This window comes from Actinoplanes sp. NPDC049681, assembly GCF_044465265.1.
Lineage (GTDB): Bacteria > Actinomycetota > Actinomycetes > Mycobacteriales > Micromonosporaceae > Actinoplanes.
Genome location: NZ_JBITLP010000008.1, coordinates 452,605 through 468,135, shown reverse-complemented (window position 1 = coordinate 468,135; position 15,531 = coordinate 452,605). Strand labels below are relative to the sequence as shown.

Genomic DNA, 15,531 nt, shown 5'->3' with positions numbered 1-15,531 from the left:
GGTCAGTCCTTCGGGCGCTCGTCGACGATCCGCCGCATCTTGCCCATGGACCGCTCCACGCCGTCCGGGTCGATCACCTGGATGCCCACGCTGACCCCGATCGTGTTCTTCACCAGGGTGGCCAGCTCGCGTCCCGCCGCCTCGGCCGCCTCCTGGCCGACCCCGTGGCGGCGCTCCACCTTGACCGTCAGCGTGTCGAGGCGCCCCGAGCGGCTCAGCACGCATTGGAAGTGGGGCGCCAGCTGGGGCGTACGCAGAATCAGCTCTTCGATCTGGGTCGGGAAGAGGTTGACCCCGCGCAGGATGATCATGTCGTCGGTGCGGCCGGTGATCTTCTCGATCCGCCGCATCGGGCGAGCCGTGCCGGGCAGCAGCCGCGTCAGGTCACGGGTGCGGTAACGCACGACGGGCATCGCCTCCTTGGTCAGCGAGGTGAGGACCAGCTCGCCGACCTCGCCGTCCGGCAGCACCTCGCCGGTGGCCGGATCGATGATCTCCGGATAGAAGTGGTCCTCCCAGACGTGCAAGCCGTCCTTCGTCTCCACGCACTCCGTCGCCACCCCGGGACCCATCACCTCGGACAGCCCGTAGATGTCCAGCGCGTGGATGTCGAGCTGCTCCTCTATCTCCGTACGCAGATCCTGCGTCCACGGCTCCGCGCCGAAGATGCCCACCGCGAGCGACGTGCCGCGCGGGTCGACGCCCTGGCGGCGCATCTCGTCCACGATGGCGAGCATGTAGCTGGGCGTCACCATGATGATGTCGGGCTTGAAGTCGTTGATCAGCATCACCTGGCGCTCCGTCATGCCGCCGGACACCGGGATCACCGTGCAGCCGAGTTCCTCCGCGCCGTAGTGCGCGCCGAGGCCGCCGGTGAACAGGCCGTATCCGTACGCGACGTGCACGCGATCTCCCGGGCGCCCGCCGGACGCGCGGATGGAGCGCGCCATCAACCGGGCCCAGGTCCTGAGGTCTTCACGGGTGTAGCCGACGACGGTCGGGCGGCCGGTCGTCCCGGACGACGCGTGCAGGCGGGAGATCCGCTCGCGGGGCACCGCGAACATGTCGAACGGGTAGTTGGCCCGCAGGACCGCCTTGTCGGTGAACGGGAACGTGGCCAGGTCGGCGAGCTCGCGCAGCTCCTCGGGGTGGACCTGGCGCTCGTCGAACATCTTGCGGTACTGCGGGACGTTCTCGTACGCGTGCCGCACCGACCATTGCAGCCGCTGGAGCTGCAAGGCGCGGAGTTCGTCGATGGAGGCGCGCTCGACGGGGTCGAGGTCCTCGGGACGGGGGGAGCGGTCCTGCATCGCTGCTTCTCCTAACGGAACCTCACTGCCGCGTGCGCAGGCCGTGGAAGGCGAGCGCGCTGACCGTGACGGCCAGCTCGTGGGCGCCGCCGCGCTCCGGGCTGTACCACTCGATGAGTGAGTTGACCATGCCGAAGACCAGGCGGGCGGCGGTCGGCGGATCCACGTCGGCGCGGATCGACCCCTCGGCCTGGGCCTGTTTGACGAGCGCCGTCACCTGCTGGTCGAAGAGCCGGCGGCGGAACAGCGCCTCGGTCTCGACGTCGGTGTTGCCGCGCACGCGCAGGAGCAGCGTCACGTACGGCAGGCGCTGGGCCAGCACCACCACGCTCTGCTCGATCAACGCCTCCAGGCGCTCGAGAGCGGTGGCCTCGGTCATGGCCTGGACCCGCGCCATGGCCTCGTCGAGCCCGTCGAGCGCGTGATCGACGGCGAGCCGCAGCAGCTCCTGCTTGCTGCGGACGTGGTGGTAGACGCTGGACTTCGTGATCTTGAGCCGTTTGGCCAGGTCGTCCATGCTGGTGGCGTCGTACCCGCGCTCGTTGAAGAGCTCGACGGCGGCGGTCAGCACGGCCTCCAGGTCGTGACCGGGCCGGCCACGGCGGGTCCGGGCGGCCTGCTCGATCAGCTGCCCGAATTCCTCCTCCATGCTCATTGCGGCCGTCCCGGGTTGATCATGCGGCTGCGCCCCCGGAACTCCGCCACCACGTCGCCGTCCCGGGTCACGGTGACGTCGTAGATCCCGCTGCGGCCGCTGGTGGAGCGTTCCCGCGCCTGCGCCTCCAGGCGGTCGCCGGCAGCCGTCGGCCGCAGGAAGGTCACGTCGGCGCCGGCCGCGACGGTCACCGGTCCGCGGCTGTTGCAGGCACACGCGAAGGCCGTGTCGGCCAGCGCGAAGACAAAACCCCCGTGGGTCATGCCATGACCGTTCACCATTGAGTCCGTGACCGTCATCCGTACGACCGCGGCGCCGTCACCTGCCGAAACGAGCTCCATGCCGAGCTGCTGGGAGGCCTGGTCCCGGGCAAACATCTCATGCGCCGCCGTCTGTGCCATCACGCTCCGCTCCTGATAACAGCCTGATCTTGACCCGGGGCTTGATAACCGACCGAATGGACGGTAAATATTATGCACACCCAATCGCAAAGGAGCGCCGGTGACAACCCCCGCCGAGTTCTACGAGACGCACCGCGAGCTGCTCGACAAGGCGATCGAGGCAGCCGGTGCGCGTGATCACTGGTCGGCCTATCCCGAGTCGCCGAGCAAGTCCGTCTACGGGGAGGACGCCGCCGGCGCCGGCGAGCAGGCCTTCCAGGCGCTGCTGGGCAAGGACTTCCCGATCGAGGTGCCCGGCGCCACCACGTCCGTCGCCACGGAGCGGTCTCCGTACGGTATCGACCTGGGCATCCGGTATCCCAAGGGTGAGCCGGGCGACCTGATCGCCGCGGCCCGCGCGGCCCTCCCGGGCTGGCGGGCCGTCGGACCGCAGGGGCGCGCCGGTGTGGCCGCGGAGATCCTCAAGCGCATCAACGCACGCATTTTCGAGATGGCGCACGCGGTGCAGCACACGTCGGGCCAGGCGTTCGTCATGGCGTTCCAGGCCGGAGGCGCGCACGCGCAGGATCGCGGGCTCGAGGCCGTCGCGGTCGCTCTCGCCGAGTCGACGCGGATTCCCGCCACCGCCACCTGGACGAAGCCCCAGCGCGGCGACGCCCTGCGGCTCGAGAAGACCAGCACCGTGGTCGGCCGTGGGGTCGCGTTGGTCATCGGCTGCAACACCTTCCCCACCTGGAACGGTTACCCGGGGCTGTTCGCGAGCCTCGTGACCGGCAACCCGGTCATCGTCAAGCCGCACCCGGGCGCGGTGCTGCCGCTCGCGATCACCGTCCAGATCGCGCGGGAGGTGCTCGCCGAGGCCGGGCTGGACCCGAACGTGGTCACGCTCGCCGTCGAGGAACCGGGCGACGGCATCGCCGCGACCCTGGCGACCCACCCCGACGTGCGCATCGTCGACTTCACCGGCTCCAGCGAGTTCGGCAACTGGCTCGAGGTCAACGCCAGGCAGGCCGTCGTGTACACCGAGAAGGCGGGCCTCAACACGGTCATCGTCGACTCCACCGACGACTACCAGGGGATGCTGCGCAACCTGGCCTTCTCGCTGTCGCTCTACAGCGGCCAGATGTGCACCACCCCGCAGAACCTGCTCGTTCCCGCGGGCGGCATCGAGACCGACACCGGGCACCGCAGCCCCGACGAGTTCGCCGCCGACCTCGGTGCCGCGCTCGACAAGTTGCTCGGCGACCCGAAGCGGGCCGCCGGCACGCTCGGCGCCATCGTCAACGACGGCGTCCTGGCGCGCCTGACCGAGGCCGGCTCCCTGCCGAGCGTCGTCCACGGCTCCACCGAGGTAGCCGACGAGCAGTTCCCGGGCGCGACGATCCGCACGCCGGTGATCGCCCGTCTGGACGCCGCGGACGAGAAGGCGTACACGCGGGAGTGGTTCGGGCCGATCTCCTTCGTGATCACGACCGAGTCCACCGAGCACAGCCTGCGCCTGTTCACCGAGACGGTGAGCCACCACGGCGCCCTCACCGCCTCGGTCTACTCGACGTCCGACGAGGTCCTCGCCGCCGCGCGGGAGGCCGCCCTGGACGCCGGGGTCCACCTGTCGCAGAACCTCACCGGCGGTGTCTTCGTCAATCAGACCGCGGCCTTCAGCGACCTGCACGGCACCCCGGCCAACCCCGCAGCGACCGCGGCGCTCAGCGATGCCGCGTTCGTGACCGGCCGCTTCTTCACCCTGCAGTCGCGGCGCCACGTCAGCGAGGAGAGCAATGCCTGAGGCGTTCCTGGTCGGCGGCGTCCGCACCCCTCAGGGCAAGTACGGCGGCGCGCTGTCCGGCGTGCGCCCGGACGACCTCGCCGCGCTGGTGGTCGGCGAGGCCGTCCGCCGCGCGGGCGTCGCCGCCGAGGCGATCGACGAGGTGATCCTCGGCGCCGCCAACCAGGCCGGTGAGGACAACCGCAACGTCGCCCGGATGGCCGTGCTGCTGGCGGGCCTGCCGGAGACGGTGCCCGGCTACACGGTCAACCGGCTCTGCGCCAGTGGCCTGACCGCGATCGTCTCCGCTTCCCGCGCCATCCGCAGCGGCGAGGCCGACGTCGTGGTCGCCGGCGGGGTCGAGTCGATGACGCGGGCCCCGTGGGTGATGGCCAAGCCCGGCACCCCGTGGGCGCGGCCCGGGGAGATCTTCGACAGCTCGCTCGGCTGGCGCTTCACCAACCCGAGGTTCAGCGCGCAGCAGACGCTGTCCATGGGGGAGACCGCGGAGGAGGTCGCCGCCCTCGACGGCATCACCCGCGCGGACAGCGACGCGTTCGCCCTGCGCAGCCACGAACGGGCGGTCGCGGCGATCGACGCGGGACGCTTCGACGCCGAAATCGTCCCGGTCCCCGTCAAGGACGGCGAGGTCACCCGGGACGAGGGCCCGCGCCGCGGCAGCACCCTCGAGCGCCTCGGCGCGCTCAAGCCGGTCTTCCGCAAGGACGGTCTGGTCACGGCCGGATCGTCGTCACCGCTGTCGGACGGCGCGGCGGCGATCCTCGTGGCCAGCGGCGAGGCCGTCGAACGGTACGGCCTGACGCCTCGTGCCCGCATCGTCGTGTCGGCGAGTGCGGGCGTGTCCCCGCACATCATGGGCCTGGGGCCGGTGCCCGCCACCGAGAAGGCCCTGGCCCGCGCCGGATGGGGCGTCGGTGACCTGGACGCCGTCGAGCTCAACGAGGCCTTCGCCGCGCAGTCGCTCGCGGTCATCCGCCGGCTCAAGCTCGACGACGACCGCGTCAACGCCGACGGTGGCGCGATCGCGCTCGGGCACCCGCTCGGCTGCTCCGGGGCGCGCCTTGCCGTCACGCTGCTCGGCCGGATGGAGCGCGAGGACGCCCGCCGCGGCCTCGCCAGCCTCTGCGTCGGCGTCGGGCAGGGCGTGTCCATGCTGGTGGAGCGCGTCTGATGACGGACACCCTGCAGATCGAGGAGCTCGACGACCGGGTCGTCGTGACGCTGCGGCGCCCCGGGTCGCACAACGCGATCAACGCGGCCATGGTGCGGGAGCTGCACGACGTGTGCGGGATGCTGGAGGAGCGGCCGCGGCTCCTGCTGCTCACCGGCGACGGTGGCACCTTCGCCGCCGGGGCGGACATCGCCGAGCTGCGGGAGCGCGGCCGGGAGCAGGCGCTGCAGGGCATCAACAGCCGGCTGTTCGACCGCATCGCACGGCTGCCGCTGCCCACGCTCGCCGCGGTCGACGGGTGGGCGCTGGGCGGCGGTGCCGAGCTGGCGTACGCGTGCGACCTGCGGATCGCCTCGCCGACCGCGGTGTTCGGCAACCCGGAGCCCGGGCTCGGCATCCTCGCCGCGGCGGGAGCCTGCTGGCGGCTGCGCGACCTCGTCGGCGCCTCCGTGGCCAAGCAGGTGCTCCTCGCCGGCCGCCGGCTCGACGCCGAGGACGCGTGCCGGCTCGGCCTGGTCGCCGAGGTGGTGCCCGCCGGTGACCTGCTCAAGCGGGCCCATGCGCTGCTCGACCGGATGGCCCGCTCCGGGCCCCTGGCCCTGCGGCTCACCAAGCTCGTGGCAGACGCGCCGGGCGGGCATCCCGTCACCGACGACCTGGCACAGGCGATCCTCTTCGAGTCCGACGACAAGCGTTCGCGGATGGACGCCTTCCTGGCAGGAGAACGGCGATGAGCGGGGTGCCCAAGCGGGTCGGCGTCATCGGCGGCGGGCGGATGGGCGCCGGGATCGCCCAGGTCTTCGCCGCGGCCGGTGCCGTCGTCACGGTCGTGGAACGCGACCCCGCAGCTGCCGCCGCCGCGCGGGAGCGGGTCGCGATCGGCCTGCGGCGGGCCGCCGAGCGCGGCAAGCTCGCCGAGGACGCCGCGGTGGTGCTCGAGCGCGTCGAGCTGTCCGGTGAGCTGCCGGGCGACGCCGGCCTCGTCGTCGAGGCCGTTCCGGAGGATGCGGCGCTCAAGGTCCAGGTGCTGGCCGCCGCGGAGACCGCCGTCGGCGAGGGAGCGGTTCTCGCCACGAACACCAGTTCACTGTCCATCGCCGGGCTGGCCGAGGGGCTGCGCCGGCCGGAGCGGTTCGTCGGCATGCACTTCTTCAACCCGGTGCCGGCCAGCAGCCTGGTCGAGATCGTCGTCGGCCCGCAGACCGGGGAGGCCGTGCGGGACGCGGCGGCGTCGTGGGCGGCCGAGCTCGGCAAGACCGCCGTGGTCGTACGGGACTCGCCGGGGTTCGCCACCAGCCGCCTGGGCGTGCTGCTGGGCCTGGAGGCGATCCGGATGCTCGAGGAGGGGGTGGCCGACGCCGCGTCGATCGACCGCGCGATGGAGCTCGGCTACCGCCACCCCATGGGACCGCTGCGCTCCACCGACCTCGTCGGCCTCGACGTGCGGCTGGCCATCGCCGAGCACCTGCACCGCGAGCTGGGCGAGCGGTTCGCGCCACCGCGGCTGCTGCGGGAGAAGGTCGCCCGCGGCGAGCTGGGCCGCAAGACCGGGCAGGGCTTCTACGGCTGGGAGGCGTCATGAACGACGAACAGGTCTTCGCCGACACCATCGCGAAGGACCAGCGGGTCGAGCCTCGCGACTGGATGCCGGACGGCTACCGCAAGACGATGATCCGGCAGATCGCCCAGCACGCGCACTCCGAGATCATCGGCATGCAGCCCGAGGGCGAGTGGATCACGCGGGCGCCGTCGCTGCGCCGCAAGGCGATCCTGCTGGCCAAGGTCCAGGACGAGGCGGGGCACGGGCTCTACCTGTACTCGGCCGCCGAGACGCTGGGCGCCGACCGCGGCGACCTCACCCGGCGCCTCATCGAGGGCCGGCAGAAGTACTCGTCGATCTTCAACTATCCGACGCTGTCGTTCGCGGACGTCGGCGTCATCGGGTGGCTCGTCGACGGCGCGGCCATCTGCAACCAGGTGCCGCTGTGCCGCAGCTCGTACGGGCCGTACGGGCGGGCCATGATCCGTATCTGCAAGGAGGAGTCCTTCCACCAGCGGCAGGGCTACGAGCTGCTGATGACCATGATGCGTGGCACGCCGGCCCAGCGGGAGCTGGTGCAGGACGCCGTGAACCGCTGGTGGTGGCCCTCGCTGATGATGTTCGGGCCGCCCGACGACCAGTCGCCCAACTCGGCGCAGTCGATGGCCTGGAAGATCAAGCGGCACAGCAACGACGAGCTGCGCCAGCGCTTCGTCGACATGTCCGTGCCCCAGGCGGAGGCGCTGGGCGTCACGCTGCCCGATCCGGAGCTGGCCTGGAACACCGAGCGCGGCCACTACGACTTCGGGACGCCGGACTGGGACGAGCTCAAGCGGGTGATCTCCGGGGACGGGCCGTGCAACGCCCAGCGGATCGCCCACCGGCGCAAGGCGGACGAGGACGGCGCCTGGGTGCGCGAGGCAGCCGCGGCGCACGCGGCGAAGAGAGCGGGAGTGCCGGCATGAGCGGCGAGATCAAGCACGAGTGGCCGTTGTTCGAGGTGTTCGTGCGGGCCAAGCGAGGGCTCAACCACGTCCACGTCGGATCGCTGCGCGCCGCCGACCACGAGATGGCGCTGCACCACGCGCGCGACCTCTACACCCGGCGCAACGAGGGCGTGAGCATCTGGGTCGTGCGCTCCGACGACGTGGTCGCTTCCGGCCCCGGCGACAAGGAAGCGTTCTTCGCTCCGAGCGGCGACAAGATGTACCGCCATCCGACGTACTACGCGATCCCCGAGTCCGTACCGCACATCTGAGGGGATCACCATGTCCTTCGACGCCGCCTACGAGGCGCTGACCGACCACGACGACGATGCGCGGTGGGCGTACGGCACCGGGTTCGCCGACCCGCTCGCCGGGGTGGACACGGCCGTGCCCGCCGGCGTGGACCGGGCCGAGCTGGCCGCGTACTGCGTGATGCTCGGCGACGACGCGCTGATCATGTCCCACCGACTGCAGCAGTGGATCACGCGCTCGCCCGAGCTCGAGGACGAGCTGGCGATCGCCAACATCGGCCTGGACCTGCTGGGCCAGGCCCGGCTCCTGCTCAGCCGCGCCGCCGAGGTGGAGGGCGCCGGCCGCGACGAGGACGCGCTCGCCTACCTGCGCGACGAGGGCGAGTTCCGCAACGTACGGCTGACCGAGCGCGCGGACGCCGACTTCGCCCATCTGGTCGCCCGCCTGCTCGCCTTCGCCACGTGGCGCCTCGCGCTGCTCGACCGGCTCACCGCCTCGCTGGACCCGGTGCTCGCGGCGATCGCGGCCAAGGGCGTCAAGGAGGTGACCTACCACCGTGACTACGCGGCGCAGTGGGTCGTCCGCCTGGGCGACGGCACGGATCTCTCCCATGAGCGCATGCAGGCGGCCATGGACGCGGTGGTGCCGCTGCTCGGCGAGCTGTTCGTGGCGCACGAGACCGAGCTGCGACTGGCGGAGGCCGGGGTCGCGGTGGACCCGTCGGGGCTGCGCGAGGAGTTCGATGCCGTGTGGGCGCAGGTGATCGAGGCCGCGAAGCTGCGCCCCGCCGGAGCGGCCGGGATGGGGCCCGCTGCGGCAGAAGCGGGAGCGGCAGCGGATGTGGCGGCGCCCGGCACCGGATCGGAGAAGGGCGGCCGGCACGGGCTGCACACGCCGGGCCTGGCGGAGATCCTCACCGAGCTCCAGGCGATCGCCCGCTCACTACCCGGAGGCTCGTGGTGACCCCGGCCCCCGCGTCCGCCGCGACCAGCGCCCGTGAGGTCGCCGGCCGCGTCGCCGACCCCGAGTTGCCGATGCTCACACTCGCCGACCTCGGGATCCTGCGCCACGTCGAGGAGACCGCGGACGGCGTCGTCGTCACCATCACGCCGACCTACTCCGGGTGTCCCGCCATGGATGCGATCCGGGACGACCTCACCGCCGCCCTGCGCGGGGCCGGGTATGCGCGGGTCGACGTGCGTACCGTGCTGACCCCGGCCTGGACCACCGACTGGATCACCGCTGCCGGGCGGGAGAAGCTCGCCGCCGCCGGGATCTCGCCGCCCGGGCCTGCGCCGCGCCGGGCGGGCGGGCCGGTGCCGCTGACGCTCGGGGCGCCGCGGCGGTCCGTGCCGTGCCCCCGGTGCGGGCACCCCGGCAGCGAGGAGATCGCCGCGTTCAGCGCCACCGCCTGCCGTGCCCTGCGGCGGTGTCCCGCCTGCCGGGAGCCGTTCGAGCACGTGAAGGAGATCTGACCGTGGTGGTGCGGGAGTTTCATCCGCTGCGGGTCGCGGCCGTGGAGCGGCTCTGCGAGGACGCCGTCGCCGTCACCTTCGACGTGCCTGGGGGTCTCGCCGAGCGGTACGCGTTCCGGCCGGGGCAGTCGCTGACCGTGCGGCGTACCGGTGAAGGGGTGGACGAACGGCGTACCTATTCGATCTGCGCGCCCGCGGGGGGCCGGCCGCGGATCGGGGTGCGCGAGGTGCCGGGTGGGGCGGTGTCCTCGTGGCTCGTGCGCGAGGTGCGCCCCGGCGACGAGGTGGAGGTGGCGCCGCCCAGCGGGACGTTCACCCCGGACCTCGAGGCCGGCGGGCGGCACGTGCTCATCGCCGCCGGCTCGGGGATCACCCCGGTGCTGTCGATCGCCACGTCGCTGCTGCAGCGGCCCGGCGCCCAGGTCACCATCCTGTACGGCAACCGCCGCGCCGACACCGTCATGTTCGCCGAGGATCTTGCCGACCTGAAGGACGCGTACCCGTCGCGGCTGGAGCTCGTGCACCTGCTCTCGCGGGAGCCGCGTGAGGTCGAGCTGCTGACCGGGCGGCTGGACGCCGGCAAACTCCGTACGCTGCTGCCGCTGCTGATCGACGTGCCGGCCGTGGACCACTGGTGGTTGTGCGGACCGTTCGGCATGGTCACCGACGCCACCGAAGTGCTGGGCGGGTTCGGCGTGGCGCCCGAGCGGATCCACCGGGAACTGTTCTGGGTCGACGAGGCCCCGCCCGAGCCGCTGCGCGACGAGCGCGAGCCGTCCGGCCCGAGCAGCGACGTGACGGTCGTCCTCGACGGGCGGTCGACGACGGCGGCGGTGCCGGAGGGCCAGACCATCCTCGAGGGCGCCCAGCGCTCCCGGCCCGACCTTCCGTTCGCGTGCAAGGGCGGGGTGTGCGGCACGTGCCGGGCGAGGGTCGTCGAGGGCGACGTGCGGATGCGGCGCAACTTCGCCCTCGAACCGGCCGAGGTGGCCGCGGGGTTCGTGCTCACGTGCCAGTCCGTGCCGGTGTCCGCCAAGGTGGTCGTGGACTTCGACGACTGAGGCGGGTGGGACAGCATGCTGCCGAGCACGGGGGTGCGGTAACTCAGGGACAGCCGCGCGCTTTAGCTGCACGGATCCCGCAACGCCATGTGATCGACCGCATACCCGGGGTGCCGAAGTTCTCACACCCCGGCGGCAACCGCCGATGGTGCAGGGCGTGCAACGGGTCGAGATCGACGACCACACCGTGGAGTACTGGGCGCGCCAGATCCGGATAGGCGCGTTCATCGCCGCCGGTGTGACGCTGCTGGGCAGCATCCGCGTTGCGGCGTCCTGGCCGCCGCAGGCGCGGTGGTGGATGCTGCCGTTGATCGTGGCCGCCGTGGTGCAGGCCGGGGCGGTGGGCCTGCCGTGGGCCAGGTACGTGCGTAGCAGCCGTACCCGCCGGTGGCTGGTGCTCTGGTGGGTCGCCGAGCTGCCCGCCATCTGGCTGTTCGGGGCGACCGACGCCGAGGGCCCGATGGCCTACCTGCCGTGCGTGGCCCTGGTGCTCGTCACCTCCGCGGCGCTCTACAAGCCGCGGGTCGTCGTGGGGCTGGGCGTGGCGTCCGTCGGCGGGTATCTGGTGCTGCTACCGCTGCGTACCCAGGTCGACCTCATCGCGATGGTGATCTTCACGGCGATCATGGCCAGCGTCGCGGCCGTGTGCGCGGTCAACGCGCAGAGCCGGCGGCGGCTGGACGCCCGGCGGCGGTCCAGCGAGCGCCGCACGGAGCTGCTCCTCGAGGCGTCGTCGGACGCCGTCTTCGCCGTCGACGTGCACAACAAGGTGCGCTTCGCCAGCAGCTCGGTGCGGTCGATCCTCGGCCTGGCGCCGGGCGAGCTCACCGGGCCGATGCTCGGTGAGCTCCTCCATCCGGACGACCTGCCCGGTGCCCGGGCGTGGCTGCACGCGCTGTTCGCCGCGCCGGCCGGGCACACGTCGCGCACCGAGGTGCGCATGCGGAGCGCCGACGGGGCGTGGGTCTACCTCGACGTCATCGGGACGAACCGGATCCACGATCCGGACCTGCGGTCGGCGGTCATCAGCCTGCGCGACATCGGTACGCGCCGCGCGCTCGAGGAGCAGCTGACCCGCCAGGCGTTCACCGACTCGCTGACCGGGCTGCCCAACCGGGCGCTCTTCCGCGACCGGCTCGAGCAGGCGGTGGCCCGGGTACGCGGCACCGACGTGGCCGTCCTGCTCATCGACCTGGACGACTTCAAGCTGGTCAACGACGACCTCGGGCACAGCCTCGGCGACGAGTTCCTGGTCGCCCTCGCCACCCGGCTGCGGCGTGAGATGCGGCCCGGCGACACCCTGGCCCGGCTCGGCGGCGACGAGTTCGCCGTGCTGCTCGAGGACATCGACGAGCCGTCGGCGGTCAGGCTGGCCGAACGCCTGCTGCGGGCCGGCCGGGACCAGGTCCGGCTGGGCAGCCGGGAGGTGAGCTGCTCGCTGAGCATCGGCATCTCGGGTGGTACCCGCCCCGCCGAGCAGCTCCTGCGCGACGCCGACCTCGCCATGTACGCCGCCAAGCGCGCCGGCCGCAACGGCTACGCCGTGTTCGACCCGTCGATGTCGCGCTCGGTGCTGGAGGAGGCGCAGCAGCGGGTCGACATGGAACGCGGGCTTGCCGAGAACCAGTTCCTCGTGCTCTACCAGCCCGTCGTCGACATGCGGACGCAGCAGCTCACCGGTGTGGAAGCCCTGGTGCGGTGGGAGCATCCGGAGCGGGGTCTGCTGGGTCCGTACCAATTCATCGCGAACGCCGAGGCGAACGGCCTGATCGTGCCGCTCGGCCGGTGGGTCCTGCGGCAGGCCTGCGCGCAGCTGGCGCGCTGGCGCCGGGAGACGCCGGCGGCGGCCGATCTGCGCGTCAACGTCAACCTGTCGGCCCGGCAGTTCCAGTACGAGGGCCTGGTGGACGACGTGGCCGCGGCCCTGGCCGACGCGGGGATCCCGGCGAGCTCGCTCACCCTGGAGATCACCGAGTCGATGCTGATGGAGGACGTGGCCGCGGCGATCGAGACGCTCGGCGCGCTGCGGCGCCTCGGCGTGCGCCTGGCCATCGACGATTTCGGTACGGGCTACAGCTCCCTCAACTACCTCAAGCAGCTGCCGGTCGACATCATCAAGATCGACCGTACGTTCGTGGAGCAGGTCGACACCGACGCGGACGACGTGGCGCTGGTGGACGCGGTGGTGGGCCTGGGCCAGGCGTTGCGGCTGCAGACGGTGGCCGAGGGCATCGAGACGGACGGCCAGTGGGAGATGCTGCGCCGGATCGGGTGCGACCAGGGCCAGGGATACCTGTTCGGCCGGCCCGGCGATCCGGCCTCGGTGAGCGCGCTGCTCGCTCGGCAGACCGGCGTCGCGGCCCTCAGCTGAAAGCCCGCCTCACTCCGGGCGGCGGGCGAGGACGAAGATCTGGCTCTCCGGCGGGCCGCCCGCCGGGGTGAAGTCGACCGTCTCGGCGCTCTCGACCACGAGACCCGCCTCGGTGACCCGGGCCGCCAGCTCGTCCTGGGGATATCCGGAAACGGTGACCGGCACGCCGAGGAACTCGATGGGAAGGCTGTCGGCGTCCAGGTTGACCATGCCGAGGCCGAAGTAGCCGCCCGGCTCGAGCCAGCCGGCGATCTTCGCCAGGGTCCGTTGGATGTCCGCGCGACTGAGCATGAGCAGCGAGAAGAAGGCGGTCACGGCGCCGTACGTGCCGAAGTCGCCGGGCAGCTCCCGCACGTCGGCCTTCACGAACTCGGCCGCCGGCACCTGGTCGCGGGCCAGCTTCAGCATGCCCTCGGAGATGTCCACGCCCACCACCCGGTGGCCGGACTCGGTGAAGATCTTGGCGGTGGGGACTCCGGTGCCGCAGCCCAGGTCGAGGATCGCGGCCGCCGCGGGCACGAGCGAGTCGATCCGCTCGATCAGCGCGGCCTGGTACGGGTTGTGGCTGTGCTCGCCCTGGTAGAGCTCGGCGAGCTGGTCGAATGCCTCCATGGGGCGCAACCTACCGGGTCGCCCGGACGGGAACCATGGTCCCCCTGTCCTCTTCGGACGGCCGTCCGGCGTACCGGGGGAGCGAAACGGCCGGACCTGCCCCCGAGGGGCGCGGCCCGGCCGTCTCGTGCGTACGGTGATCCCGGTCAGTCCTCGCGCATCTCCGCCCGGCGCTTGCGCGTCGCGCTGAGGGCGAGCAGGCCGGCGAGGATGAGCACCGCCCCGCCGAGGCCGACCGTCATCACGTTGGCGCCGGTCAGCGCCAGCCGGTTGCCGCCGGACGCCTGGACGTCGCGGACCTCGGTGGTCTCGGTCGCCTCCGGCTCGTCGGGAGCGCCGGTGTCCTCCTCCTCGTCGCCCGCGGCGGTCGCCGCCTGCGAGGACTTGGCCGGCTTGGGGGCGGCGGTCTTGCCGGACTCGTTGCGCACCGGGGAAGCGTCCGAGCCGGACTCCTCGTCGTCCGCGTCCGCCGGGGCGGTCGTGGTCTTCGCCGGCTTCGGTGCCTTGGTCGGCTCGTCGTCCTTCTTCGGCGGGATGGTCACGGTCGGGGCCTTGGGCGGGGTGGTGCCCGTCTCGGTCTTGGGCGGGGTGGTGGCACCACCGTTGCCGTTGTCGCCCTGGCCGCCACCGTTGTCGCCCTGGTCGCCGTTGTCGGCCGGCGGGGTCGTGGGCTGATCCTGGCCGCCGCCGTTGTTGCCGCCCTGGTCGCCGCCGTTGTTGTCGCCGTTGTTGCCACCCTGGTCGCCGTTGTCGGCCGGCGGGGTCGTGGGCTGATCCTGGCCGCCGCCGTTGTTCCCGCCCTGGTCGCCGCCGTTGTTGTCGCCGTTGCCGCCGCCGTTGTTGTCCCCGCCGTTGTTGTCGCCGCCCTCGACGAGGACGCGGACCGCGTCGATCGCCGGGGTCTGGTTGGCGCGCTGCATCATCGGGACCCGGTGCGATCCGTCACCGGCCCAGGACGCGCACTGGGCGACGCCCGCCTGCGGCATCCCCGGCACCTGGATCGTCACCGTGTCCGGCTGGGCGCCACCCTTCTTGTCCTCGGTGGCCACGAAGAACGCGGGCACGGGAGCCGGGTCCACCGCCTCCTTCGTGCTCTGCAGCATCCGGCAGGCGGTGTGGAAGTGGCCGCGGACCAGGCCCTGGTCGGTGAGGACCGAGCTCTCCACGTAGTAGCCGCCCTGCCCGGCCGCGAGGAAGCGGTCCCGGACGAGGTTGCGGGTGCTCACCTTCAGCGTGAAGGGCTCGCCGACCTTGACCTGCCGCGGGAACTCGGTGATCAGCAGGGTCGGGTTCTTCGCCGCCTCGCCCACCTCGCCGAACTCCGTGGACACGCAGCGGTTGCCGTTCTGGAAGCCGTCGTGCGGGGTGAGGCGGCTGTCCGCGCACGTGTTGGTGGTGATCTCGAGGCCGTTGACGGTCTTCTTGACGGTGTTGCCGTCCTTGCACTCGCCGGCCGGCTCGGGCGCGCCGGCTTGTTCGCCCTTGGCGAGCTGGCCGTCGCCCTTGTGCTGGACATCGCCGTCCTTGTCCGTGTAGGTGCCGACCCTCGGGTCGGTCGCCGCCTTCGAACCGGTGGGTGCCGCGGTGCCGGCGGCGGGCGCGCAGGCCGCGACCTTGTTCTCGCCGGCGTTCGAGATCTGGGTGATGCCGATGACACCACCGAAGGCGACGAGGACCGCCACCGCGGCGATGACACGACGGTCGGGGCCCCGGCGGGTAGCGGCCCGGCGGTAAGACGACCTTCGCATGGGTGATACCTCTTCTGTAGTCTCACGCTCATCGTCAGCAACCATTCGCATGACTGCCGACGCCGTTTCCGGCCCCCTTCTGAGCTGGCCCCCAGACGGTAAGTTCCGAGGCATCGGAAAGCCATTTGCGGCCATATTTTTCAGGCATTCTTAGGGACGAATT

The 15,531-nt window shown here is 72.1% G+C and carries 15 protein-coding genes; 10 read left to right on the top strand and 5 right to left on the bottom strand.

The features are described from left to right. Positions 1-2: 2 nt before the first annotated feature. Genes paaK through paaI form a run of 3 tightly spaced genes read right to left on the bottom strand, consistent with a single transcriptional unit; the run spans position 3 to position 2,366 of the window. Positions 3-1,310 carry a phenylacetate--CoA ligase PaaK gene (paaK, locus tag ACIBO8_RS29745; RefSeq protein ID WP_396118653.1) on the bottom strand — a complete coding sequence of 436 codons (1,308 nt, stop codon included), beginning with the start codon at positions 1,308-1,310 and terminating at the stop codon, positions 3-5. Positions 1,311-1,332: 22 nt separating this feature from the next. Continuing rightward, entirely contained in the window at positions 1,333-1,965 is a 633-nt protein-coding gene (locus tag ACIBO8_RS29740; protein ID WP_396118651.1) for a TetR/AcrR family transcriptional regulator, read from the bottom strand. Further along, positions 1,962-2,366: a hydroxyphenylacetyl-CoA thioesterase PaaI gene (gene paaI / locus ACIBO8_RS29735; protein WP_396118726.1), complete on the bottom strand. Its 405-nt coding sequence runs from the start codon at positions 2,364-2,366 to the stop codon at positions 1,962-1,964. Before paaI ends, ACIBO8_RS29740 begins: the two co-directional genes overlap by 4 nt. Before the next feature lie 100 nt (positions 2,367-2,466). Between paaI and paaN the strand changes: the two genes are divergently transcribed. The 10 genes from paaN to ACIBO8_RS29685 all read left to right on the top strand — a co-directional run bounded on the left by paaN (position 2,467) and on the right by ACIBO8_RS29685 (position 13,008). Beyond that, positions 2,467-4,152, top strand: a complete 1,686-nt coding sequence (gene paaN, locus ACIBO8_RS29730) for a phenylacetic acid degradation protein PaaN (RefSeq protein ID WP_396118649.1) — start codon at positions 2,467-2,469, stop codon at positions 4,150-4,152. Then, positions 4,145-5,323: a thiolase family protein gene (locus ACIBO8_RS29725; RefSeq protein ID WP_396118648.1), complete on the top strand. Its 1,179-nt coding sequence runs from the start codon at positions 4,145-4,147 to the stop codon at positions 5,321-5,323. Before paaN ends, ACIBO8_RS29725 begins: the two co-directional genes overlap by 8 nt. Continuing rightward, a complete protein-coding gene (locus tag ACIBO8_RS29720) occupies positions 5,323-6,057 on the top strand; it encodes an enoyl-CoA hydratase/isomerase family protein (protein WP_396118647.1) in 735 nt (244 codons plus the stop codon). Before ACIBO8_RS29725 ends, ACIBO8_RS29720 begins: the two co-directional genes overlap by 1 nt. Before the next feature lie 5 nt (positions 6,058-6,062). Beyond that, positions 6,063-6,905 (top strand): 3-hydroxyacyl-CoA dehydrogenase family protein, encoded by an 843-nt coding sequence (locus tag ACIBO8_RS29715; protein WP_396118725.1) that lies wholly within the window; start codon positions 6,063-6,065, stop codon positions 6,903-6,905. Next, positions 6,902-7,828: a 1,2-phenylacetyl-CoA epoxidase subunit PaaA gene (gene paaA / locus ACIBO8_RS29710; RefSeq protein WP_396118646.1), complete on the top strand. Its 927-nt coding sequence runs from the start codon at positions 6,902-6,904 to the stop codon at positions 7,826-7,828. Before ACIBO8_RS29715 ends, paaA begins: the two co-directional genes overlap by 4 nt. Beyond that, on the top strand, positions 7,825-8,121 hold the full coding sequence (paaB, locus tag ACIBO8_RS29705) for a 1,2-phenylacetyl-CoA epoxidase subunit PaaB (RefSeq protein WP_396118645.1): 297 nt from the start codon (positions 7,825-7,827) through the stop codon (positions 8,119-8,121). The genes paaA and paaB overlap by 4 nt, the downstream gene beginning before the upstream one ends. A gap of 10 nt (positions 8,122-8,131) precedes the next feature. Beyond that, positions 8,132-9,064 carry a 1,2-phenylacetyl-CoA epoxidase subunit PaaC gene (gene paaC, locus ACIBO8_RS29700; RefSeq protein ID WP_396118644.1) on the top strand — a complete coding sequence of 311 codons (933 nt, stop codon included), beginning with the start codon at positions 8,132-8,134 and terminating at the stop codon, positions 9,062-9,064. Further along, entirely contained in the window at positions 9,061-9,576 is a 516-nt protein-coding gene (gene paaD, locus ACIBO8_RS29695) for a 1,2-phenylacetyl-CoA epoxidase subunit PaaD (RefSeq protein ID WP_396118724.1), read from the top strand. The genes paaC and paaD overlap by 4 nt, the downstream gene beginning before the upstream one ends. 2 nt (positions 9,577-9,578) lie before the next feature. Beyond that, positions 9,579-10,637, top strand: coding sequence for a 1,2-phenylacetyl-CoA epoxidase subunit PaaE (paaE, locus tag ACIBO8_RS29690; RefSeq protein ID WP_396118643.1), 1,059 nt, complete (start codon positions 9,579-9,581; stop codon positions 10,635-10,637). 157 nt (positions 10,638-10,794) lie between these two features. Then, positions 10,795-13,008, top strand: coding sequence for a putative bifunctional diguanylate cyclase/phosphodiesterase (locus ACIBO8_RS29685; protein WP_396118642.1), 2,214 nt, complete (start codon positions 10,795-10,797; stop codon positions 13,006-13,008). Positions 13,009-13,017: 9 nt separating this feature from the next. Here ACIBO8_RS29685 and ACIBO8_RS29680 read toward each other — a convergent pair whose 3' ends face one another. Both ACIBO8_RS29680 and ACIBO8_RS29675 read right to left on the bottom strand, forming a co-directional pair. Beyond that, on the bottom strand, positions 13,018-13,620 hold the full coding sequence (locus tag ACIBO8_RS29680; protein WP_396118641.1) for a class I SAM-dependent methyltransferase: 603 nt from the start codon (positions 13,618-13,620) through the stop codon (positions 13,018-13,020). 146 nt (positions 13,621-13,766) lie between these two features. Continuing rightward, complete coding sequence (locus ACIBO8_RS29675) at positions 13,767-15,368, bottom strand: hypothetical protein (protein ID WP_396118640.1); 1,602 nt, start codon at positions 15,366-15,368, stop codon at positions 13,767-13,769. Between the last annotated feature and the right edge of the window lie 163 nt (positions 15,369-15,531).

Excerpts from the sequence above, each read along its gene's own strand:
- paaK (WP_396118653.1), bottom strand. The coding sequence starts at position 1,310 with ATGCAGGACCGCTCCCCCCGTCCCGAGGACCTCGACCCCGTCGAGCGC.
- ACIBO8_RS29740 (WP_396118651.1), bottom strand. The coding sequence starts at position 1,965 with ATGAGCATGGAGGAGGAATTCGGGCAGCTGATCGAGCAGGCCGCCCGG.
- paaI (WP_396118726.1), bottom strand. The coding sequence starts at position 2,366 with ATGGCACAGACGGCGGCGCATGAGATGTTTGCCCGGGACCAGGCCTCC.
- ACIBO8_RS29725 (WP_396118648.1), top strand. The coding sequence starts at position 4,145 with ATGCCTGAGGCGTTCCTGGTCGGCGGCGTCCGCACCCCTCAGGGCAAG.
- ACIBO8_RS29720 (WP_396118647.1), top strand. The coding sequence starts at position 5,323 with ATGACGGACACCCTGCAGATCGAGGAGCTCGACGACCGGGTCGTCGTG.
- paaA (WP_396118646.1), top strand. The coding sequence starts at position 6,902 with ATGAACGACGAACAGGTCTTCGCCGACACCATCGCGAAGGACCAGCGG.
- paaB (WP_396118645.1), top strand. The coding sequence starts at position 7,825 with ATGAGCGGCGAGATCAAGCACGAGTGGCCGTTGTTCGAGGTGTTCGTG.
- paaC (WP_396118644.1), top strand. The coding sequence starts at position 8,132 with ATGTCCTTCGACGCCGCCTACGAGGCGCTGACCGACCACGACGACGAT.
- ACIBO8_RS29680 (WP_396118641.1), bottom strand. The coding sequence starts at position 13,620 with ATGGAGGCATTCGACCAGCTCGCCGAGCTCTACCAGGGCGAGCACAGC.
- ACIBO8_RS29675 (WP_396118640.1), bottom strand. The coding sequence starts at position 15,368 with ATGCGAAGGTCGTCTTACCGCCGGGCCGCTACCCGCCGGGGCCCCGAC.